A 22,159-nucleotide genomic window follows, 5' to 3' on the forward strand; every position below is an offset into this window, starting at 1 on the left:
ATACCGGACGGTCCGAGGGGCTTGCGCCCGACCCACCTAATCGATTAGAAACGTCGTCATCTAATCGATTGGATGCAACATGGCGTTTACCTTCGAACCAACCGTCGTCGTCGTCGGATCCGTGAACCTCGACACGACCATCCGCGTCGCCATGCTGCCCCTCCCGGGCGAGACGGTCTTCGCCGCGACGAACCACCACCAGCTCGGCGGCAAGGGAGCCAATCAGGCCGTCGCCGCCGCGGAGGCCGGCGCGTCGGTCACCATCGTCTGCGCACTGGGCGACGACCCCGCCGCGGAACAGGCCCTCGGCTGGCTACGGTCGCGGGCCGTCGAGGTCCGGCCGGTGCGCGACCGGACCCGTCCCACCGGCCGGGCCTGGGTCATCGTCGACGACGACGGCGAGAACGCCATCGTCGTCGACCGGGGCGCCAACGCGGCACTCACGGCCGACCTGGCCATCGCCGCCGTCCTCGACAGGACGCGCGGCGGCGACAGGGCCACCACCACGCTCGTCGCCCAAGGGGAGGTCGATCCCGCGGTCGTCCACGCCGTCGCCGCGTTCGCACGGGAGCACGGCCTGCGGTTCGTGCTGAACCTGGCGCCGGTCATCGAGGTCAGCGAGGCGACGCTCAGGACGGCCGCGCCGCTGATCGTCAACGAGGGCGAGGCGACCGCCCTCGCCCGCCGCCACCTCGGTGAGGAGTCGCGCCCTGCGGACCTCGCCAGGCGATGGGGCATCGACGTCGTCATCACGCTCGGCGCCGAGGGCGCGGCGATCATCTCGCCCGACGGCGAGATCCGCCGGGTGCCGGCGCCTCCGGTCGACGTCGTCGTGGACACGTCGGGAGCGGGCGACGCCTTCGCGGGAACGGTCGCCGCCGCGCTGAGCCGGGGCCTGTCCCTGTACGAAGCCGCGGAGCACGGCGTCGCCGCCGGGGCTCGTGCCGTGCGCCGATGGGGCGCATCGGGCATCGGAGATGAACAAGGAAGTAATCGATGAAGATCAACAAGGTGAGGGCCGGCGTGCTGGCCCTGCTGATAGCGGCGACGGGCACGACACTGGCCGGCTGCGGCGCACCGCCCGCGAGCGGCGGTGCCGGCGGGGCGGCGCCGTCGCTCTGCATGGTCACGGACACGAACGGGATCGACGACGGCTCGTTCAACGAGCTGACCTACGCCGGGCTCACCCGGGCAGGCGGCACCAAGCCGACCGTGACGATCTCGCGCACCCCCGACGACTACGTCCCGAACGTCGAGAGCCTGGTCAACGGCGACTGCAGAATGATCGTCGGCGTCGGGTTCAACCTGGTCGACGCCATCAGGTCCGCCGCCGAGGCGAACCCGGAGATCCGGTTCGCGATCGTCGACGACGGCTCGATCGACCTTCCGAACGTGACGACGATCACCTTCGACATCACTCCCGCGGCGTTCCTGGCCGGGTACACCGCGGCGAGCTACTCGACCACCGGCGTGGTCGGCACGTACGGCGGCACGCAGATCCCGCCCGTCACCGCGTTCATGGACGGCTTCGCCCGTGGCGTCGACTACTTCAACAGGCAGAACAAAGCCTCCGTGACGGTGGTCGGATGGAACGTCGCCAAGCAGACGGGGACGTTCGTGGGCGGCTACGCGGCGGGCGTCGAGGCCAAGACGGTCACCCAGAGCCTGCTGGACCAGCGCGCCGACGTGCTGATGCCGGTCGGCGGTCCGATCTACCAGTCCGCGGCTGAGGCGATCCGCGACCGCGGGACGTCCGCCGCGCTCATCGGCGTCGACACCGACGGATACGAGTCGGACCGGAAGTACCAGAGCCTGTTCCTCACCTCGGTGCTGAAGCACGTCGACGTGGCGGTCGCCCAGGCGGCCGGCGCGACGGGGAACGCGGCCGGCGCGGCCGGCACGGCCGGCTACGTCGGCACCCTGGCGAACAACGGCGTCGGGGTCGCGCCCTTCCACGACTTCGCGGACCGAGCCGGCACCGCCCTTGGCGCGGAGCTGGACAAGATCCGGGCCGGACTCGTCGACGGCTCCATCAAGCCGTGACCCGGAACGGAGGCCAGACCTCATGAAACTCGAGCTCCGCGGCATCACCAAGCGGTTCGGCGGCCTGACCGCGAACGACCACATCGACCTGGTGGTCCAGTCCGGCGAGATCCACTGCCTGCTCGGTGAGAACGGCGCGGGCAAGTCCACCCTCATGAACGTGCTCTACGGCCTGTACCAGGCCGACGAGGGCGAGATCCTCCTGGACGGCGTGGTCCAGCGGTTCTCCGGCCCGCGCGACGCGATGAACGCCGGGATCGGCATGGTCCACCAGCACTTCATGCTCATCCCCGTGTTCACGGTCGCCGAGAACGTGATGCTCGGCAACGAGCCCACGGGTGCCGGTGGCACGCTCGACCTCGACGCCGCCCGGGCCCGCGTGCGGGAGATCTCGCAGCGCTTCGGGTTCGACCTCGACCCCGACGCGCTCGTGGGAGATCTCCCGGTCGGCGTGCAGCAGCGGGTCGAGATCATCAAGGCGCTCTCCCGTGACGCCCGGATCCTGGTCTTCGACGAGCCCACCGCCGTGCTCACGCCCCCGGAGACCGACGAACTGATGGCGATCATGCGCCGGCTCAAGGAGCGCGGCACCGCGATCGTGTTCATCACCCACAAGCTGCGTGAGGTGCGCGAGGTCGCCGACCGCATCACGGTGGTGCGGCTCGGCAAGGTGGTCGGCGAGGCGTCGCCCACGGCCGGCGACGCCGAGCTCGCATCGATGATGGTCGGCCGCGCGGTGGAGCTGACCGTGCGGAAGGCGCCGGCCGAGCCCGGGGACACCGCGCTCGTGCTGCGCGACCTGTCCGTGATCGACGCGCGCGGCCAGTACGTCGTGTCGCACGTCGACCTGGCGGTGCGGCGCGGGGAGATCCTCGCGATAGCCGGCGTGCAGGGCAACGGCCAGACCGAGCTGACGGAGGCCATCCTCGGGCTGCAGCCGCGGGTCGAGGGCTCGATCACGCTCGACGGGGTCGAGCTGGCCGGTCGCACGCCGCGGCAGGTCCTCGACGCGGGCGTCGGGTTCGTGCCGGAGGACCGCGCGCGGGACGGCTTCGTCGCCGAGTTCACGATCGCCGAGAACCTCATGCTCGACCGCTCGAACGGCGCTCCGTTCGTACGGGCGGGCGCGCTGCGGCTCGATGCGATCGAGTCGTTCGCCCGTGCCGCGATCACCGAGTTCGACATCCGCGCGCAGGGGACCGGCACCAACGTCGGCCGTCTGTCCGGCGGCAACCAGCAGAAGGTCGTGCTCGCCCGCGAGCTGAATCGCGAGCTGCGGCTGTTCGTCGCCGCCCAGCCCACCCGCGGCGTCGACGTCGGCTCGATCGAGTTCATCCACCAGCGGATCGTTCGGACCCGCGACGCGGGGGTGCCCGTGATCGTCGTGTCGACCGAGCTCGACGAGGTCGTCGCGCTCGCCGACCGCATCGCCGTGATGTACCGCGGCGAGATCGTCGGCGTCGTGCCCGGTGACAGCCCGCGCGACGTGCTCGGTCTCATGATGGCCGGCGCCGCACCCCAGGCGGTGGCGCCATGACACAGGACACGCCCCGCTCCCATCGGATCCTCAGGGAGATCTCCGGGGGCAACGCCGTCGTCTCCGTCCTCGCGATCGGGCTCGCCCTGCTGGTCGGCAGCGTCCTCATCGTGCTCACCGATCCCGAGGTGCAGGCGGCGTCCGGCTACCTGTTCGCGCGTCCCGCCGACGCCGTCCTCGCGGCCGGCGACGCCGTCGCGGGCGCGTGCTCGGCGCTGTTCCAGGGCGCCGTCTTCAACGGGACGCGCGTGGGCTGGGCGAACCAGATCAAGCCGCTCACCGAGACGCTCACCCTCGCGACCCCGCTCATCGCGGCCGGTCTCGGCGTCTCCGTCGCGTTCCGGAGCGGCATGTTCAACATCGGGGGCCGGGGGCAGATGCTCGTCGCGGCCGCCGTCGCCGGCTGGATCAGTTGGTCGTTTCCGATGCCGTACCTCCTGCACCTGCTGGTCTGCGTGCTCGGCGCGATCGCCGGCGGCGCGCTCTGGGGCGGCATCGCGGGTGTGCTCAAGGCCAGGACCGGCGCGCACGAGGTGATCGTCACGATCATGCTCAACTACGTCGCCTTCTACCTGGTGTCGTTCCTGCTGCGCACCCCGGGGGCGCTGCAGGCGCCCGGTTCGAACAACCCGAAGTCGCCGGCGGCGCTCGACACGGCGGTGCTGCCGACGCTGTCGGATCTGCTCGGCGTCGGCTCCTTCCGCCTGCACGCCGGGTTCGTGCTCGTGGTCGCGGCCACGATCCTCGTCTGGTGGGTGCTGAACCGTTCCGGCCTGGGCTTCCGGTTCCGGGCGGTCGGCGAGAACCCGGACGCGGCGCGGGTGGCCGGCATCGAGGTGCGGCGCGTGTACCTGGTCGCGATGATGATGTCCGGCGGCCTCGTCGGCCTCGCCGGGGCTTCGCAGGTGCTCGGCACGACGACCACGGGCTTCGGTTCGGGGGTCGACGCGGGCATCGGCTTCGACGCCATCACGGTGGCGCTGCTCGGGCGCTCGCGCCCGTGGGGCGTCTTCGCCGGCGGCCTGCTGTTCGGCGCGCTCAAGACGGGCGGGTACGCGATGCAGGCGGCCCAGGCGGTCCCGATCGACCTCATCCTCGTCGTGCAGGCCGTGATCGTGCTGCTGATCGCGGCGCCGCCCCTCGTACGCGCCGTGTTCCGGCTGCCCGCCCCGGCCGCCGCCACCCGGCTCCCCCGCAGCCCGAAGGCGGTGACCAGGTGAGCAGCGTGAGCGGCACCGCGACGAACACCGTCAGTGCCAGGACGGCCGTGAGCCGCGACTGGAAGGCGCCGATCGCGCTCGACGCGTTCGCCGTCGTCGCGCTCCTCCTCGGCTTCGTGGTCACACGGACGGGAACGAGCACCTTCGGCCTCACGGCGCCCGGCGACCTCGTCGCGCTCGCCCCGCTGGCGGTCCCCACGGGCGGCACCGTCGCCGCGCTCGCCCTCGTGCTCGCCGGGCTCGCGGTCGCGGCCCACGCGCTCGTGCTGTTCGGCGCCGGACGGCGGGTGCCGCGCCGGCTCGTCGCGGTGTTCGCGATCGTGTTCCTCGTCGCGTTCCTGACCTGGGCGTCGGCGGGACAGACCGTCCCCGTCACCGGACTGCTGATCGGCGGCCTCGCGCTCGGCACCCCGCTGATCTTCGGCGCCCTCGGGGGCGTCATCGGCGAGCGCGCGGGCATCGTGAACGTCGCGATCGAGGGCCAACTGCTGCTCGGCGCGTTCTCGGCCGCCGTCGTCGGGTCGGTCACCGGTCAGCCCGTCCTCGGGCTCGTCGCGGCGATGGCCGGCGGTGTGCTCGTCGCTCTCGTACTCGCCACCTTCGCGATCCGGTACGTCGTCGACCAGGTCATCGTCGGCGTCGTGCTGAACGTGCTCGTGACCGGCCTGACGGGCTTCCTGTACGTGAAGGTGCTGAAGTCCGACGCCGAGCTGTTCAACGCGCCCGACCGGTTCCCCGTGCTGCCGATCCCCGGACTGTCGGCGATCCCGATCGTCGGGCCGGTGATCTTCCGGCAGACGATCATCGTGTACCTCATGTACGTCGCGGTGTTCGCGGTGTGGTTCGGCCTGTTCAGGACCCGCTGGGGGCTGCGGGTCCGCGCGGTCGGCGAGCACCCGACCGCGGCCGACACGGTCGGCATCGACGTCAACCGCACCCGGTTCTGGAACGTCGCCCTGGCCGGCGCGATCACCGGTGTTGGCGGCGCCTACTTCACCCTCGACTCCGTCGGCGCGTTCACCAAGGAGATGACGAACGGCATGGGCTTCATCGCCCTCGCGGCCGTCATCTTCGGCCGATGGCATCCGATCCGGGCCACGTTCGCGGCGCTGCTGTTCGGATTCGCCACGAACCTCCAGAGCATGCTGGGCATCATCGGCTCCCCTGTGCCGAGCGAGTTCATGCTCATGCTGCCCTACGTCATCACCATCTTCGCGGTCGCCGGCCTGGTCGGGCGGTCCCGCGCGCCGGCGGCGGGCGGAAAGCCCTACCTCAAGTCCTGAGAGTCCTGCACCAAGTCATGGAACACACAGAAACAAGGAGAAGATCACCCGTGCCCCAGAGTCTCGTCATCGACACCGACACCGCGTCCGATGACGCCGTCGCCCTGTTGATGGCCGCGCGCGACCCACGCTCGCAGATCCGCGCCGTCACGATCGTCGCCGGGAACGTCCCCCTCGCGCAGGGCGTCCGCAACGCGAAGGTCACCCTCGAACTGGCGGGGGCCGCCGACGTGCCGGTGTGGGCGGGATGCCCCGCTCCGCTCATCCGCGAGCTCGGGACCGCGCAGAACGTGCACGGCTCCGACGGGATGAGCGGAACGCCGCTGCCCGAACCGCGGATGGCGACGCAGGACGGCCACGCCGTGCTCGCGCTTCTCGACCTCGCCCGCGACGAGCCCGGCCGGCACACGCTCGTGACGCTGGGCCCCCTGACGAACATCGCGGCCGCCATCACGATCGACCCCGAGTTCCTCACCAGGTTCGCGCACACCTACCTGATGCTGGGCACCAGCGACGGCAACGGCAACGTGACCGCGATCGCCGAGTACAACGCCTGGGCCGACCCCGAGGCGGCGCAGATCGTGCTCCAGGCGCCGGGCGAGAAGACCATGGTCGGCTGGGACATCTCCCGCAAGTACGCGGTGATCGATCCTGACGAGGATCGCCGCCTGCGCGACCTCGGCAGGCTCGGGCAGTTCGCCGCCGACATCAACCGCGACGTGCACGTGTTCGCGGTCGAGGAGACCGGGCTGGCCGGCTACGACCTGCCCGACCCCATCGCCATGGCGATCGCCATCGACCCCGGCATGATCGTCCACGCCGAGGACCTCCATCTGCAGGTGGCGACCGACCAGACCACCCGCGGGCACACCTACGCCGACCGCCGCACCCCACCGCGACCGGTGAACACCCGCGTCGTGACGAGTGTCGACGGCCAGATCTTCCTCGACGCGCTGCGGGCCGCCGTGACCCTCTGACGCCGGTCGGCGCCGGCCGGAGGCCCTCCGGCCGGCGCCGTGCCCACGCGGCAGTAGAGTGGTTAATCATGGTCACGTACGCGGACATCGCTAAGCGGGCGGGCACGTCGACCGCCGTAGTGAGCTACGTGCTGAACAACGGGCCGCGCAACGTCGCGCCCGCCACCAAGGAGCGCGTGCTCACCGCGGCCGCGGATCTCGGATACCGGCAGAACCGGATCGCGCGAGCCCTGCGTTCCGGCCGGACGGGTCTCGTCGGGGTGCTGACACCCGACCCGACCATTCCCTACTTCGGCGAGCTCACCCGGGCGATCGTCCAGGCCGTCGGCGACGCCGACCGGTTCGCGCTCGTGAGCCACGCCGCGGTGTCCGGACGATCCGAGCGCCAGGCCATCGAGGCGCTGCTCTCGGCCCAGATCGACGGGCTGCTCATCACGGCGTTCTGGCCAGACCAGGAGCTTTCCCTCGAAATCGACATCCCAGTCGTCTACGTCCACCACAAACCCGACGGCGTCGAGGGCCTGCTCGTCGAGAGCGACAACACGCACAGCGTCCGCGAGGCGGTGGAGCACCTCCAGGGCCACGGCTACGGCGCGCCGGCATTCTGGGGAGGCCCCGACGACGTCGGCCCCACCGGCGAGCGGATCCGCGCATGGGCCGCGCTCGTCGGCGACGACGGGTCGCTCCGCCGGTCCGGCTACCCCAGCGAGGAAGCGGCCGCCGAGTTCCGGCGACAGCACCGGCTCGGGACACTGCCGAGGTCGCTGGTGATCGCTTCCGACGTCCAGGCACTCGGGATCCTGTCCGCCGCCTACCAGCTCGGCGTGCGCATCCCTGACGACCTCGCCGTCATCAGCCTCGACGGATCCGCCGAGACGGCGTTCACCTCTCCCCCGCTGACGGTCGTGCGGCAGCCGGTGGAGGCGATGGCCGCCCAGGCGGTCGGCCTGCTGACCGGGCATCCCGACGACAGCGAATCGCTCGCGACCCTGACCATCCGGGCGAGCTGCGGCTGCGACTACAGGGCCTGAGCGACCCGCGACCGAATGAGCACGGCCAGCGCGGCGAGAGCCGACAGCAGGACGGCGAGCGACAGCCCGACCGTGATCGTCGGGCTGACCGCGCCCAGCGTCGTCCCGGCGCCGATCCCGACGTAGAGCGCGGAGGCGTTCAGGCCGACCGCGATCGCGCCGTGTGGCCCCGCGGCACGCAGGAGCAACTGCTGGATGACCGGGCTGATCGACCAGGTGGCCGCGCCCCAGACGCCGAACAGCAGACCGGCGCTCGCCGCCCAGGCCCGGTCGGCGTGCGTCAGGGCGACGAATCCCAGGAACACCAGGCACAGCACCGTGAGCGCTCCGACCAGCAGCCGTTCTGGATCGCGGTTCTGGAGCAGGAGGCCGACCAGCGCCGTGGCGGCGACACCCCCGGCCCCGAACACGGCCGACCCGGCCGCGTCCGACCCGACGCCGGTCGCGAGCGCGTCCGACTGGCCGAACACCAGGTAGGCCGATGCCATCGAGACCGCCGTGAGAAACAGCCAGAATCCGCAGGTCGCCAGAGTGCCGAGAAATCGGACCGGCCGCAGCCGGTCCGCCCGATCCGCCGGCGCGCCGCGCACCGCGAACGCCAGGGCCGCGCCGGCGACGCCGAGCAGGGCCGGCGCCATCAGCACTAGTTGCCAGGGGATTCGGTCGGCGAAAGCCCGGGCCACGTCGGGCGTGAACGAGGTCGCCCCCGCCAGGACGGCGAACGCGACCCCCGTGGCCGCGGCCGACCGCCGCGCGGCCCCGGCCGCGGAGAGGAGGGCCGGGACGAGGGTGGCCGCGCCGATCGCGGCGATCGCCCGGGAGGCGGCGAAGGCGCCGTGAGTCGATGCCAGCGCGCCGAGCCCACTGGCCACGACGACCAGCGCCGCGCCGATCGAGATGACGCCGCGCCACGAGAGCCGATGGCCGAGGGCCGGCGTGAACGGCACGCAGACCGCGTACGCGACCGAGTAGACGACGGTCGCGAGGTGGAGCCGGTCGACGTCCGTGCCGAGATCCCGCGCCACCGCGTCGGCCAGACCCGCGGGGAGGAAGGTGCTCATCCCGGCGGCCGCGAGACCGAGAACGACGACGATGAACCTCACGCGCCGCGGGCCCGAGACCAATCGGCGGCCACCTGTTCGCGAACCGTCACGTCACCGATGTTCAGCGCGATCACGGCCAGCGCCGCGCGGTGCGTGTCCTCCTGGTAGGACGCGCAGCAGTCGGCGGGCACCTGAACCTCCCACCCACGCTGGAAGGCGTCGTTCGCCGTCGACGCGACGCAGCACTCGGTGGTGAGCCCGGTCACGGTGACCCGATCGACTCCGGCGCCTCGCAGCATCGACTCGAGCGGGGTGTCGATGAAGGCGCTGTACCTCTCCTTGCGGACCACGGTCTCTTCCGCGATCGGCTGGACCCGGTAGAGCTCGGCGAGCTCGGTGCCCTCCGCGCACGCGTCGAACCCGAACGCGGCAGGTGAACCCCGGAACTTCCTGTTCGCCTCCCACGGCGCATCGGGCCGGGTCGTGTTCCGGATCCAGTAGATCGGCACACCCACCGACCGCGCGTCGTCCACGAGACCGGCGATCTGCTCGACGGCCGCCTGAACGCAGGCCACGGCTTCCGCCGAGACGCCGTGACTCCTCAGAAACTCGGGCCGGGCGAAATAGTGCTGGACGTCGACGACGAGGAGAGCCTCGGCACTTGCCCGTGTCATGAGCCGTCTTTCTAATCGTTTAGATACGAGACTTCGGCACCATATCGCCGGCCGAGACCCTCGTCAACATGGACGTGCCGACCCGGTGCGGATGGCCGAAACTGCGGGAGTTCTGGACCGTTCGGGCCTGGGATGCGGCACGTTCACATGGCATTCAGCTCCGAACGTGACCATTTGCGACGTTTGCCCCACAAATCAACAGATGGGGTGATGATCCCCAAAAGGGGCCTCGAAGAGGGGAAGCACGTGTTCGGGGTGTGGCGAAGAAGCAGGAAGACCGGCCGGTTCAGGTTACCGGCCGCCCTGCTGAGTGTGATGGTGCTCACGGGCCTGGTGAGCGGGTTTCCCGCCCAGACCGCGCAGGCGGATCCGATTGGATCGCCGGGATACCGGGCGCTCGCCGGCGTGGGGTCGGCGACGACGGAATGGCTGATGAACGCGTTGGCGGACGCGGTGACGGTGAACGGGCAGAAGGTTCTGGGGTCGTACAACGCGGCCAGCCAGAGCGCGTCGCCCACGATCACGACCAAGGATCCCACGACGCATCCGGACTGCACCCTGAACCGCCCGGCGACCGACGCCGGGGGGCAGAGCGCGCTGCGGTACTCGATAGCGGCGGAGGACGGGTGTCTCGACTTCGCCCGGCTGGCGGGCGAGCCGAGCAGGTTGTCGATCTCTCCGGTCGACGGGGTGACCTACCTGCCGTACGCGCTGGACGGGATCACGTTCGTGACCAACCGGAGGGCCTCCCTGCTCGGGAAGAATCTGAGCTTCCTGCGCGAGGTGTACACCTGTGGCGCCGGTTCGGCGGGATGGCATCCCCTGCTGCCGGCGTCGGGGTCGCAACTGCGCGGTGAGTGGCTGGCGGCTCTCGACATCCGGGAAGACGACGTGCGCGGCGGGAAGTACCCGTGCGTCAAGGACGTCAACGCGGGCGTGCCGAACCGCGAGAACGACGTCTCGCTCGTGGCGGCGGACCCGAACGCGATCATGCCGGTCTCGATCGCGCAGTTCGTGCAGAACAGGTGGCCCGACATCCGGATGGGCCGCATCGTGCAGGCGCCGGAGGGGGACGGGCGGGGCCCTGTGGTGTCCAACACCGCGGCGTTCCCCGACGGGGTCAGCTACACCACCCATACCTTCTCGGACCTGCCGGACATGACCTCCGATGAGTTGAAGGACCTTTACCAGTGCCGGATCACGAGGGTCCGGGGGAGGCCGGCGACGCCGTTGCTGCCGGCGGCGAGTTCGGTACGGTCGGCGTGGCTGATGCGGGTGGGCATCACCGAGGCCGACCTGACCGCGGGCCGGTACCCGTGCATCCGCACCACCACCAGCGACGGCTCCCCGATTCCCGTCGATGACGGGCGGTCGCTGGGACTGACGGACGTCATCCCGCACTCCATCTCCGAGTACATGCGCCAGATGTTCGGGTCCAGCGGGGTGGCCGCCGACTACCGCGCCGGACGTGTGCTGGGCGGGCTCGCCCAGGACCAGCAGAGCAAGGTGGTGAAACGACCGTTCGTGTTCAACCCGGAGTACGGCAGGCCGCTGGTGCACAGGATGTACAACGTGCTCCCCGTGAACAAGCAGCGGACCAGCCCCTGGCGGGAGGTCTTCACCGGCCCCACCTCGCTGATCTGCCAGAACACCGCGATCATCGAGACCTACGGCTTCGCCCCGCTGGCCCAGGAAGCCTGTGGCGGCGGCGCTGAGCTGCTTTCCGACCCCGCACCGCCCAGCTACCGGATCCGCAACGTCAAGAGCGGCAAGTGCCTGTCGAACGGCACCGGCAGCGTCGCCGACGGCGCACAGCTCAGCCAGTGGACCTGTGGGTCCGGCGCCGAGCAGCAGTGGACCTGGACCGGGATCGACGGGCGGCAGCTCAAGAACTCCCTGAGCGGCAAATGCCTGGCGATCGGCGGTGGCAGCACCGCCAGCGGCGCGCAGGCCATCCAGTGGACCTGTGGGTCCGGCACCGAGCAGCGGTGGATCCTCGAGGCCGACCCGGCGGGCGAGAGCTACGTCAAGAACGCCAAGAGCAGTCATCGGCTGACCGTTTACGGCGGCGGCCTCACCGACGGCACCAAGGTGGTCCAGTCGACGGCGGCCGGCAACGCCGCAGAACAGCACTGGATCCTGGAGACCGCCACCACCGTCACGCCGGGCGACGACGTCCTGATGTCGACGGCACCCTCGGGCTTCAAGGCAGGAGCCCCGATGGACAAGGCTGCGGAGAAGGCGGCCACCCCCACGGCGGCGGGGAACGAGTGGGTCAACGTGATCTATCCGAAGCGGCTGGTCGACATCCGCAACGGCAGGTGCCGCATGCAGGGCTACTGGAACTCGAAAGCCCTCAGGCCGGGCAGCGAGCCCGTCGGTGGCGTCTTCTTCGACACCCGGGCCTATGTCGTCGGCCCCAAATGCGCGGTCACCATGCACCTGCAGATCATCGACTACGAGATGAGGGGTCTGGGGTTCTACATCGCCGACCACTACTACGACAGCAGCAAGCCGTCCAGCTCGGGCAAGAACGAGCGCTGGATGTTCTGGGGCCCCATCGCCGGCGGGAACTACCACATCAGGGTCGGCACTGTTCCCTATCTCCTCACCTACACCCTCAAGGACATGACCACCGGTGGTATGGCCTCGGTCGGGGCGATCTGGGGACCGAAGGCGAACTGGTGCGACGGCTGGAACCAGCCGGGCGCCTGCCCCACCACGACCTGAGGAGCCGGATGACGCCACCACGACGGGTGTCGCCGTCGTCGCCGGAGTCGCGATGCCCGGTTTCCCCGTCGTAGGGGCCTTCGTCGCGGTCTGCAACACGCCGCGGGGTGCCGGACACTTACCAAGGTGTCCGGCACCCTTCGCGAGGAGACTCTGTGACACCTCATGATCGCTTCGAGGCGATCTATGACTCGTACTATCCGGCCATCCATCAGTACGCCGCCCGCCGTACCGATTCGGCCGACGACACCGCCGACGTCATCTCCGAGACGTTCCTCACCGCCTGGCGACGCCTCCACGAGGTCCCCGACGGTGAGCGGGCGCTGCTGTGGCTGTACGGCGTGGCCCGCCGGGTGCTGGCCAACCAGCAACGCGGCGCCTCACGCCGAGCCGGGCTCGCCGACCGCCTCCGTGACGAACTGGCCGCCGACCGGCCCGTCACCCCGGTCGATCTGGAGCACGTCCGCGCCGCCTTCGAGGAGTTGCCCGAGGGTGATCGCGAGGTGCTGGCGCTGGCCTGCTGGGAGGGGCTGACCAGCGAGCAGATCGCCAAAGTCATGGAATGTACGGCTGTCGCCGCCCGCACCCGGCTGCACCGAGCGCGCAAGCGGCTGGCGGCGCGGCTCGATCGGCCGGCGGTCTCGACGATCTCGATGGGGGAAGCATGAGCGACGTCGACAACCTGATGAGAGCTATCGACCTTGTCCCGCACGCGCCCGAGCAGGGGCCGGGCGCGCGAGAGTTGCGCGCGGCCATCATGGCGACGCCGGTTCCGCGCCGTCGGCCGTTCCGGTGGCTCGGCGGAGGCGGAGCCCTCGGGCTGCGGCGTGCCCGCCGGCCTGTTCTGGCCTCGGCCGTCATCGCGGCGGCGGCAGCGGTCGCGATCGGCGTCGGCCTGCCCTCCGGCGGTCCGGCGACCGAGTACGCCAACGCGGCGGTCTCCATCAACAGGTCCGACGGCTATTTCGCCGTCACCATCACCGACCCCACGGCCGACCGCCGGCGCTTCGAGGAGGCGTTCGACGCGGTCGGGCTGAACGTCACGGTGAAGATCATCCCGGTGGCGCCGGACGACGTCGGCAAGCTGATCGGCCCGATCGTTCCCGAGGGCTTCAAGTGGCACGGAAGCATAGGGACGCAGACCCTGACACCTTGCGCGTCGGCGTTCTGCGGCAAGGTCTGGATGCCCTCGGACTTCCCCGGCCGCGTCGTCTTCGGGATCGGCCGCCCCGCCGAACCCGGCGAGCCCTACGCCGAGGACCCTGCCTACGACCCCACCGGGGAGGAGTCTCTGGAGGGCTACCAGGTTCACGGGAAGACGGTGCAGGCCGTGCGCGCCGAACTGCACCGGCGTGGCTTGAAGGTCGGCTATCGCCTGCTGTGGAACTTTCCCGACGGCGGCTTCTTCGATCATCCGGTCTCCGCGGACCGGATCAAGGACGACTGGATCGTCAGCGGATCCCGCGACCACAGCTCCGACACCATCGACCTCTACGTCCTCCCCGGTCCCGGCGCCGGCTCCGCCCCTGACCCGCTGACGGTCGCCACACCTCAGTGGTACGACGACCTCACCGACTGAGAACGGCCAGACTGATCACTGGGGGCTGTCAGACGACGCGCGGATCCGGCTGCCCCCACGGTGACCGCGCCAGGGTAGATCATCGTGGACTATGCTTTCGTCGCATGACGCGGTTCACGACAAATGAGCGTCAATCCGGCGTCGGCTTCCGGAGCGCTGTGAGGGGCGTGTAATGGCTCCGCGGAAGACATCGGCCGAGCCGGGGCTGCTGGCCACGGAGTTGCGTAGGTCACGGGAGCGGGCCCTGCTGACGCAGGAGGAGCTGGCGCGGCGTGCGGGGCTGAGCGTGGGCACCGTACGCGGTCTGGAGTCGGGCCGGATCCAGCGGCCCCGCCTCGGATCGGTGCGCGCGCTCGCCGACGCGCTGGCACTCCCAGAGCCCGCCCGTGCCGCGCTGATCGCTCTCGCCCGTGGCGAGCCCGTCAGTCGGCCCGACGGCGAGCCCGCTGCCGATGATGGCTCCGTTCCGCCCTCCCCTGTCACGCGGCCGGCGTACGCAGGGGTGCGCCCGGCCCAGCTCCCGGCGGGGGTGGCCGGTTTCGCCGGGCGCGTCGAGCCGCTCAGGATCCTCGACGAGACGGCCGGCAGGCCGTCCGCGACGATGGTGATCGCCGGCACGGCCGGCGTGGGGAAGACCACGTTGGCCGTGCACTGGGCGCAGCGGGCCCGCGACCGCTTTCCCGACGGTCAGTTGTACGTGAACCTGCGCGGCTTCCACCCGGCCGGATCGCCGCTGGACCCGGCGGTGGCGGTGCGCGGATTCCTGGACGCCCTTGAGGTGGCGCCGCAGCGGATCCCGGCGACCGAGGACGCGCAGGCCGCGCTCTACCGTAGCCTGCTCGCGGACCGGCGCCTGCTGGTGGTGCTCGACAACGCCCGCGATGCCGAGCAGGTCCGCCCGCTGCTGCCCGGCTCGCCCGGCTGCATGGTGCTGGTGACCAGCCGCGACCAGCTCTCCAGCCTGGTGGCCGTCGAGGGCGCCCAGGTGATCAATCTGGACGTGCTGTCCGCCGACGAGGCCCGCGACCTGCTCGGACGCCGACTGGGCGACGAACGCCTCACCGCCGAACCACAGGCCGCCGACGACCTCATCGCCGCCTGTGCGCGGTTGCCGTTGGCGCTGGCCGTCCTGGCCGCCCGCGCGGCGATCCGCCCCGACTTTCCCCTCGCCGCCCTGACCGACCAGCTCTCGCAGAGCCGTGGCCGGTTGGCGCCGTTGAGCGACGACAGCGCGTTCACGGACGTGCGGGTGGTGTTCTCCTGGTCCTACCGCACGCTCAGCGACGCGGCCGCCCGGCTGTTCCGCCTGCTCGGCGTGCACGCGGGCCCCGACATCGACGTCGAGGCCGCGGCCCGCCTGACGGCGATGTCACCGGCCCGCGTAGCTCCGGTGCTGGCCGAACTCGCCCGCGCCCACCTGATCGGCGAGCCCACACCCGGCAGGTACGCCTTCCACGACCTGCTCCGCGCCTACGCGACCGAACTCGCCGGCAGCACAGACTCCGACGAGGAGCGGCGCGAGGCGGTACGCCGCGTGCTCGACCACTACCTGCGCACCGCGCACAGTGCCGCGCTGCTGCTCCAACCGCACCGCAAGCAACTCGATCTGCCGCCACCGGTCACCGGGGACGACACTCCGTACGTCCTGGCCGACCTCGATCGGGCCATGTCCTGGCTGACCGCCGAACACGGCACCCTCATCGCCTCCGTCGAGCAGGCGTTCGACACGGGGTTCGACCGCCACGCCTGGCAGCTCGCCTGGAGCATGCGGGACTTTCTCCAGCGGCGGGGGCACTGGCACGACCTCACCACCGTGTCCGGCACCGCTCTACGGGCCGCGGACCGGCTGGGCGACCGGGCCTGTCAGGCGTACGCCTACCGGAGCCTGTCCCTCCCGCACGTCAAGATGCGCCGGTTCGACGAGGCGCGCGCGTACCTGCTGAAGGCCCTCGACGGGTTCGCCGCGGGCGGTGACCTCGTCGGGCAGGCCGACGTCTCCCGTACGCTCGGCTGGGTCCTGTGGTCGATGGACCGTCGCGAGGAGGGGCTCGGCTATGCCGAGCAGGCCCAGGAGCTCTACGCGCGAGCCGGGGACCGGGCGGGCCACGCGGACGGCCTGAACAATCTCGGCTGGCTGCACGTGCAGTTGGAGGATCACGATCGGGCACTCGTCCTGTGCCGGCGGGCGCTGGCCCTCCAGCAGGAAATGGGTGACCGCCGCAGCGAGACGGCCACCTTGCACACCCTCGGTTACATCCACCACCTGCTCGGCGAGCATCGGGAGGCGATCCCGTGCTACGAGCGCTCGGCTGAGCTGGCTCGCGCGTTCGACGACGGCGCTCGGGAGGCGGAGGCTCTCGCCCACCTCGGCGACGCCCATCACGCCTTGGGCGATCGCCGGGCCGCCGGGGAAACCTGGAGGCGGGCTCTGCGCATCTTCACCGAACTCGAAAGAAGCGAGGCCGCCGACGTCCGTGCCAAGCTCCGCGCCCTGGACGACGACGCACCGCCGCGTACCTGACCTCGGTGGAAAGGCGCATCAGCGCCCCAGAACACAAAGCGGCATTGACCCGTGGCGCGCCGTACCGCACAACGGCGAATAACTCACGTCAGACCATTTCAGGATTTTTTCACAGCCATTCAAGTGCCTCACTCCAAGATGGCCTTCCGCAAAACGAGGCGGACGCTCGGCAGCCGGCCATGGGACCGGTCCGCCACGAGACGTACGACCTCGTCGAGCCGTAAAGGAGTGCAGTGTCATTATTCAGCGGTAGGCCGCTTCGCCGGCGGGTCACGGGCGTTGTCGCCCTGGCCCTCGTTCCTCTGATGGTCGCGGTCGGTGTGGCCTGGGCCGAGGTCACCGACAACATGTTCCCCACCTCGAACACGAGCCCGTTCTGCGTGAAGGGGATGCACACGACTCCGTGTCAGACCGACAATCGCGACGTCTCCTACTACATGGACAGCAGCGGCGAATTCATGCTGGAGGCCACCGACCGGACCGACGTCCAGAACGTCATGGCGAACCAATACGCGCCGACCGATCTGGTCATCGCCTACGACTCGACTCCCGTGTTCTCGGGATCGGGAGAGACCGACATCGTCTACCAGGAGGGTTCCGCGGGGATCTCCGACAGCGCCGACGGAATGGCGTGGTGCGACGCCTTGGGCGGTGACATGGTCGACTGCGACCAGCAGGTGGTCCGCATCAGGGGCAACGGCTATTACACCCCTTCGCTGGTGTGCCATGAGACCGGTCATGCCGTCGGCCTCCAGCACGGCAACGTCGCCAGCCCGCAGATCAGCCGGACGGATCCGGCGCTGGGCTGCATGAAGACCCCGACGGGCGGCACCACGACCCTCGGCGCCAACAACCGCGGCCACATCAACAACACCTACTAGGGGGAACCGTGAGACGTCGATTCCTTGTCCTCGGTGCGGGAATGGTGGCCGCCGTCGTCACGGCCGCGATCGTCACCAGCGGAGCCCTGAGCGCCACCGCCGGCGGCGGCGCCCCGGCACAGCCGCGAGAGGTGGTCATGGCACACGCCGACGACCGCCTGCCCAGCATCACCGCCGCCGACTGGGTGACCTACGCCGACCACGTGGTCGTCGTCAACGCCGTGTCCGAACAGCGGCTGCCGCCGGCCCAGATCGAGATCGAACGCGGCGAAGGGCTGATCGGCCGCAGGGTCGACCTCCAGGTGAAGGAGGTGCTCTGGTCGCGCGACGGGGCACCCCATCCCGCGCCGCAGAGCTGGGCGTACAACGCCAGCGGGTTCACCTTCAACGACGGCGACACCAGCGCCCTGTCACCGGTCGCACTGGAGGGCCGGCCGCGCATAGAGGCGGGCCACCAGTACATCCTGGCGATCGTCTGGGAGGACGCCCGCTGCTCCGAGGGCGACGAGCCCGAGCCAGGCAGGTGGCTCGGTCTTGGGGAAGGCTCAGAACTCCCCTACGACGGCGATGTCATCGGCCAGGGCGAGCACGAAGGACGGCTCCAGACCGTCGAAGGCGCCCGCACGCTGGCCGGGGCGGCCGGACCGGACGTCGGGATAGAAGAAGAACTGGTCGGCCAGAACGCGGCGGCGCTGGCCGCCACGCTGAAGACGGCCACACCGGGCCAGAGACAGCAGCCCAAGGCCCCGGCCGAGAACAGTTGCCCATAGGAGTCGCCAACCGCCGGGACGCACCTCGTCCGCCCCAAGCGCCTTTGTCGGAATGGGAGTACTCCGTCCTGTCGTGCGCCTCAGCGCGCTGCGGGCTCTGAACGACCTTCCCGGTCACCCACTAGGCCAGGAGGGAGCCATAGGCGGTCGAGTGTTCCTGCCCGGACATGAAGGACAGGAACTGCCTGACGAAGGCGCTGCGTGAGTAGTTGTCGGCCTTGCCGGTCAGATCGCGGTGGAAGGCCGTACGGAACAACTTCTGGTATTCCTGGACGTCGATCGCCTGGTCGTCGTCGACGTCGGTGACATCGAACAGGACGTCGGCGACCTTGATCAGCCCGGAGCTGGGCAGGGAGGTGGACGCGGCGGCGTATTCCTGGCGGGTGACGCGTCCGTCGCCGTCGGAGTCGAGGTTGGCCTGCAGCTCCCGCCACCAGGCGGCGTAGGCGTTGTAGAGCCGCTCCTCGTCCTGTTCGTCCAGGTCGAGCCGGGTGGCGATCTCTCTCGCCATGGCCGCCAGGTCGGGCCAGGCGATGTGGCCGTCGCCGGTCTGGTCGAGCACCTCGGCGAAGAACCGGTCAGCCGAGTGGACGGCGCGGTCATCCTCGTCGGGGGCCGGGGTGACGAGCCTGATCAGGGCCGCGGCCTGGCCCGCCTTGCGGCGTACGCCCTGCCACAGCCCAGTCTCGCTGGAGTGGTCGGGATCCAGCAGGCTCATGAGGGATTCGACGCTCACCCAGTCGTTCGGCAGCAGGCGGGAGGCGACGCCGGTGCTCAGGTAGGCACCGTGCATGAGCGCCCGCGCGCCCGGGAAGTCGGGCAGTGCGAGGCGCCGGCAGAGCGGCTCGGGGAGCGACGCGATGGTGATCGCGGCGGCCACCGGGCCAGCCACGGCCCGACTCGCGGCCCACACCGCAGGGCTGCCGCGCAGCAGGGGCGGCGCGGGCACGTTGGCGAACAGCCGGTAGAGGATGACGCGCACCGCCTCGGTGTTCTCCAGGCGATGGTGGACTATGTCCTCGAAATAGGGCCAGAACTCCCGCACCGTCGGGGGAAGATGGTCGCTGTTGCCCTCCATCAGCGCCAGAACCGTGCGGAACTCGGCGTAGAGCTGCTCGGTCGCGGCCCGGTCGAGCGACTCGCCGCTCAGCCGGTACATCGTCACCGACGATTCGAACAGGGTCGCCGCCACCCAGGCACGCGCTTCGGCGTTCGCCGCGTCGTAGCGGAGTCCTTGCGGGTCGGTGCCGGCGATGCGGGCGTGCAGGCGGTTGAGGCGGGTCGCCTCCCTGCGGCGTACGTGCTGGTCCGGGTCGAGCAGCCGCTGCGTGCTCGTCAACGTGTTGCGCAGCCGCCGCCACGGGTGGGTCACGAACGTCGAGTTGCCGATCAGCGCCGCGCCGATCTGCGGATACGCGGCTTCCAGAACCGTGGCGCGGGCCACCGCGAGCCCCCATCGTGCCTCGTTGGTGAGGCGGCGCAGCATCGAGTCGGGCCCGAAGACGTCGAGGGTCTCCTCTGCGGTGGTGGGGGTCATCGAGATTCCTCTCCCGTGGTGGTGGTCGGCCGGCGGACGTCGCCGAACCGGCGCTGGCGCCATCGGTAGGCGTCAAGGCATTCCCAGAGGTGGGTCGCGCGGAAGTCGGGCCACAGCACCTGGGGGAAGACCCATTCGGCATAGGCCACTTGCCAGAGCATGAAGTTGGAGATGCGCTGCTCACCGGAGGTGCGGATGACCAGGTCGACATCCGGCGTGTCGGGATAGGGAAGGTGCTGGGCGAAGGACGCCTCGGTCACCTGTTCGGCGGGGGTGGCGGTGCGGATCAGTGAGCGGGCGGCTTCCACGATGTCACGGCGTCCTCCGTGGTCGAAGGCCACGGTGAGCGTCATCTGCCTGTTGTCGCCGGTGAGCGTCATCAGGTCGGTGATGTCCTGGACCAGGCGGGGTGGAATGCGCGGATCGGACACGCCCAGGAACCTGCACCGTACGCCGCGGGCGTGCAACGCCGGTGCGTGTTTACGGATGGCCCGGCGCACGAGGCGCATCAGGATGTCGACCTCGCCCGCCGGTCTCCGCCAGTTTTCGGTGGAGAAGGCGTAGAGGCTTAACCACTTGATGCCCGCGGAACGCGCCGCCTCGATGACGTCGATCACGGCGGCCTCTGCCGCCTCGTGTCCCGCGGTGCGGGGCAGGGATCGCTGCGCGGCCCACCGCCCGTTTCCGTCCATCACGCACGCCACGTGACGCGGCAATTCGCCAATGCTCTTCATAGCTGAACGTGACTATATCATTACCTTATGTATTGTCGAGCGTCACACGTCCTAGCCGTCAGCGCTGGGGTGGAGGGGGGCGCTGCCGCTCTCCGCCGTCGAGCCTCGCCGGAGAATGTCGAGCCCGACAGCCGCGACCGCGGCTGTCGGGCTGGATGGCGAACCCGGTCCGTTCGCCGTCGCGGGTATCCGCCGTCAGGACCGCCGCTTGGGGCTTGACGACTGGAGGGCCAGCGTGGCGAGGTGGCGGGCGATGCCGTTGGTGTCAGTGTCCTGCACGTTGCTGAGCACGACTACCACGATGTCGTCGTCGGGCAGGTACATGTTGCTCGCCGCGTAGCCCTGGAGCAGACCCGGGTGGTAGCGGAGCCGGTGCCCTTGGAGCCGGTCGACGAGCCAGCCGAAGGCGTACGCGCTCGACGGCAGGTTGAGGCAGCCGTCGGCGGGGCAGCGCGCCTGCGGCGTGAACGCCTCCCTGACGGTGGCGGGTGGCGCGACCCGGTATGCGCCGAACGACCGGTCCCAGCGGGCGATGTCGTCGACGGTGGCGTAGATGCCGGTGGCGGAGAACGCCTGGGAGCCGTTGATGGGCGCCGCCGGTTGGCCGAGCGTGAGATATCCCTTGGCGTATCCCGGGGGCGGGTTCCCCCTGCTGTAGCCGGTGTGCTGGAGGTGCAGCGGGCCGGTGATCTCCCTCTCCAGCACGGCCCCGTACGGCCTGCGCGTCACTGCCTGGATGACCGCCCCGGCCAGGACGTAGCCGGAGTTGCTGTACTCCCAACTGGTGCCGGGCTTGAAGTCCAGCGGCAAGTTGACGAACCGCTGGATGAGCTGCCGGGTCGTGGTCGGTAGCGAGAGCTTGCGGTAGAAGTCGGGCAGTCCCTGGATGTCGGGGATGCCGGAGGTGTGCGTGAGGATCTCGCGGATCGTGATGGGCCGCCACGCCGTCGGGCAGGCGCTGATGTACTCCGGGACGAGATACGGGCAGACCCGGTCGTCCAGGCCGAGCAGCCCTTGGTCGCGCAGCTTCAGCACGATCATCGAGGTGAACTGCTTGGTGACCGAGGCGATGCGGAAGACCGTGTCCGGCCGGTTGGGGATGCGCCTCGCCTCGTCGGCCGCCCCGGCGGCGGTGCGTACCAGCACCTCTCCACGCCGCACCACCAGCGCCGTGCCGGTGAACTTCTTCCTCGCGGCCAGGTCCCGCAGGTAGGCCCGCATCGCCTCGGCGGTCCGAGTGTCCGGCCGGGCCGGTGAGGCGACCGGCCGGGCCGATTTCGGGGTGGGATGGCTCGCGACGGCGGATGCGGCGACGGCAGGGGTGGCCACGGGCATGACCCCACCGGTCAGCGCGGCGGCCATCGCAAGATGCCATACCACATTAGGACGTTTGGGCATTTTCTCCCCCTGAAATATGCCGCCATCCCCGAAATATGGACATTTCTCCAAATCGGGTTAATTTCGCTGAAGAATGGCTGGCAGATCATTCTCCCCGGAAGCTTGGTGTCCGTTCGCCGGAGCGGCAAACGGCGGTCGAAGCCTTCTTTCCTTCCTCATATCCCGCCTGTTAGGACTACTCGATGCTCCCTCGCCGGTAAA

General features: G+C 70.2%; 18 protein-coding genes. 13 read left to right on the forward strand and 5 right to left on the reverse strand.

The features are described from left to right. Positions 1 to 79 precede the first annotated feature (79 nt). The 7 genes from ABD844_RS33790 (at position 80) to ABD844_RS33820 (ending at position 8,091) form a co-directional block, all read left to right on the forward strand. Positions 80 to 1,000, forward strand: coding sequence for a PfkB family carbohydrate kinase (locus ABD844_RS33790; RefSeq protein WP_344887005.1), 921 nt, complete (start codon positions 80 to 82; stop codon positions 998 to 1,000). Next, positions 997 to 2,043, forward strand: a complete 1,047-nt coding sequence (locus tag ABD844_RS33795; RefSeq protein ID WP_344887007.1) for a BMP family lipoprotein — start codon at positions 997 to 999, stop codon at positions 2,041 to 2,043. Before ABD844_RS33790 ends, ABD844_RS33795 begins: the two co-directional genes overlap by 4 nt. A 22-nt stretch (positions 2,044 to 2,065) precedes the next feature. Further along, positions 2,066 to 3,580, forward strand: a complete 1,515-nt coding sequence (locus ABD844_RS33800) for an ABC transporter ATP-binding protein (protein ID WP_344887009.1) — start codon at positions 2,066 to 2,068, stop codon at positions 3,578 to 3,580. Further along, positions 3,577 to 4,800: an ABC transporter permease gene (locus tag ABD844_RS33805; RefSeq protein ID WP_344887011.1), complete on the forward strand. Its 1,224-nt coding sequence runs from the start codon at positions 3,577 to 3,579 to the stop codon at positions 4,798 to 4,800. Before ABD844_RS33800 ends, ABD844_RS33805 begins: the two co-directional genes overlap by 4 nt. A 5-nt stretch (positions 4,801 to 4,805) precedes the next feature. Next, positions 4,806 to 6,083 (forward strand): ABC transporter permease, encoded by a 1,278-nt coding sequence (locus ABD844_RS33810; RefSeq protein ID WP_344887013.1) that lies wholly within the window; start codon positions 4,806 to 4,808, stop codon positions 6,081 to 6,083. A gap of 50 nt (positions 6,084 to 6,133) precedes the next feature. Continuing rightward, positions 6,134 to 7,060: a nucleoside hydrolase gene (locus ABD844_RS33815; RefSeq protein WP_344887015.1), complete on the forward strand. Its 927-nt coding sequence runs from the start codon at positions 6,134 to 6,136 to the stop codon at positions 7,058 to 7,060. Positions 7,061 to 7,128: 68 nt separating this feature from the next. Continuing rightward, a complete protein-coding gene (locus ABD844_RS33820; protein WP_344887017.1) occupies positions 7,129 to 8,091 on the forward strand; it encodes a LacI family DNA-binding transcriptional regulator in 963 nt (320 codons plus the stop codon). Here ABD844_RS33820 and ABD844_RS33825 read toward each other — a convergent pair. Together ABD844_RS33825 and ABD844_RS33830 are read right to left on the reverse strand one after the other, a co-directional pair. Continuing rightward, positions 8,079 to 9,194: an MFS transporter gene (locus tag ABD844_RS33825; RefSeq protein ID WP_344887019.1), complete on the reverse strand. Its 1,116-nt coding sequence runs from the start codon at positions 9,192 to 9,194 to the stop codon at positions 8,079 to 8,081. The genes ABD844_RS33820 and ABD844_RS33825 overlap by 13 nt on opposite strands. After that, on the reverse strand, positions 9,191 to 9,808 hold the full coding sequence (locus ABD844_RS33830; RefSeq protein WP_344887021.1) for a cysteine hydrolase family protein: 618 nt from the start codon (positions 9,806 to 9,808) through the stop codon (positions 9,191 to 9,193). The genes ABD844_RS33825 and ABD844_RS33830 overlap by 4 nt, the downstream gene beginning before the upstream one ends. A 210-nt stretch (positions 9,809 to 10,018) precedes the next feature. Here ABD844_RS33830 and ABD844_RS33835 point away from each other — a divergent pair, with 210 nt between their 5' ends. From ABD844_RS33835 to ABD844_RS33860, 6 genes are all read left to right on the forward strand, one after another. Next, the gene (locus ABD844_RS33835) at positions 10,019 to 12,538 is read left to right on the forward strand and encodes an RICIN domain-containing protein (protein ID WP_344887023.1); all 2,520 of its coding nucleotides are present in this window, start codon (positions 10,019 to 10,021) and stop codon (positions 12,536 to 12,538) included. Between the two features lie 155 nt (positions 12,539 to 12,693). Then, on the forward strand, positions 12,694 to 13,206 hold the full coding sequence (locus ABD844_RS33840) for an RNA polymerase sigma factor (RefSeq protein ID WP_344887025.1): 513 nt from the start codon (positions 12,694 to 12,696) through the stop codon (positions 13,204 to 13,206). Further along, a complete protein-coding gene (locus ABD844_RS33845; protein ID WP_344887027.1) occupies positions 13,203 to 14,117 on the forward strand; it encodes a hypothetical protein in 915 nt (304 codons plus the stop codon). The genes ABD844_RS33840 and ABD844_RS33845 overlap by 4 nt, the downstream gene beginning before the upstream one ends. 172 nt (positions 14,118 to 14,289) lie before the next feature. After that, positions 14,290 to 16,638, forward strand: a complete 2,349-nt coding sequence (locus ABD844_RS33850) for an ATP-binding protein (protein ID WP_344887029.1) — start codon at positions 14,290 to 14,292, stop codon at positions 16,636 to 16,638. A 305-nt stretch (positions 16,639 to 16,943) separates the two neighbouring features. Further along, positions 16,944 to 17,519 (forward strand): zinc metalloprotease, encoded by a 576-nt coding sequence (locus tag ABD844_RS33855; RefSeq protein ID WP_344887031.1) that lies wholly within the window; start codon positions 16,944 to 16,946, stop codon positions 17,517 to 17,519. A gap of 8 nt (positions 17,520 to 17,527) precedes the next feature. Next, positions 17,528 to 18,289, forward strand: coding sequence for a hypothetical protein (locus ABD844_RS33860; RefSeq protein ID WP_344887033.1), 762 nt, complete (start codon positions 17,528 to 17,530; stop codon positions 18,287 to 18,289). A gap of 121 nt (positions 18,290 to 18,410) precedes the next feature. Here ABD844_RS33860 and ABD844_RS33865 read toward each other — a convergent pair whose 3' ends face one another. The 3 genes from ABD844_RS33865 to ABD844_RS33875 all read right to left on the reverse strand — a co-directional run bounded on the left by ABD844_RS33865 (position 18,411) and on the right by ABD844_RS33875 (position 21,940). Next, a complete protein-coding gene (locus ABD844_RS33865; protein WP_344887035.1) occupies positions 18,411 to 19,826 on the reverse strand; it encodes an oxygenase MpaB family protein in 1,416 nt (471 codons plus the stop codon). Further along, complete coding sequence (uppS, locus tag ABD844_RS33870; RefSeq protein WP_344887038.1) at positions 19,823 to 20,560, reverse strand: polyprenyl diphosphate synthase; 738 nt, start codon at positions 20,558 to 20,560, stop codon at positions 19,823 to 19,825. Before uppS ends, ABD844_RS33865 begins: the two co-directional genes overlap by 4 nt. Before the next feature lie 195 nt (positions 20,561 to 20,755). Next, positions 20,756 to 21,940, reverse strand: coding sequence for a serine hydrolase domain-containing protein (locus ABD844_RS33875; protein WP_344887040.1), 1,185 nt, complete (start codon positions 21,938 to 21,940; stop codon positions 20,756 to 20,758). Between the last annotated feature and the right edge of the window lie 219 nt (positions 21,941 to 22,159).

It is taken from the genome of Nonomuraea antimicrobica (assembly GCF_039536965.1).
Taxonomy (GTDB): Bacteria; Actinomycetota; Actinomycetes; order Streptosporangiales; family Streptosporangiaceae; genus Nonomuraea; species Nonomuraea antimicrobica.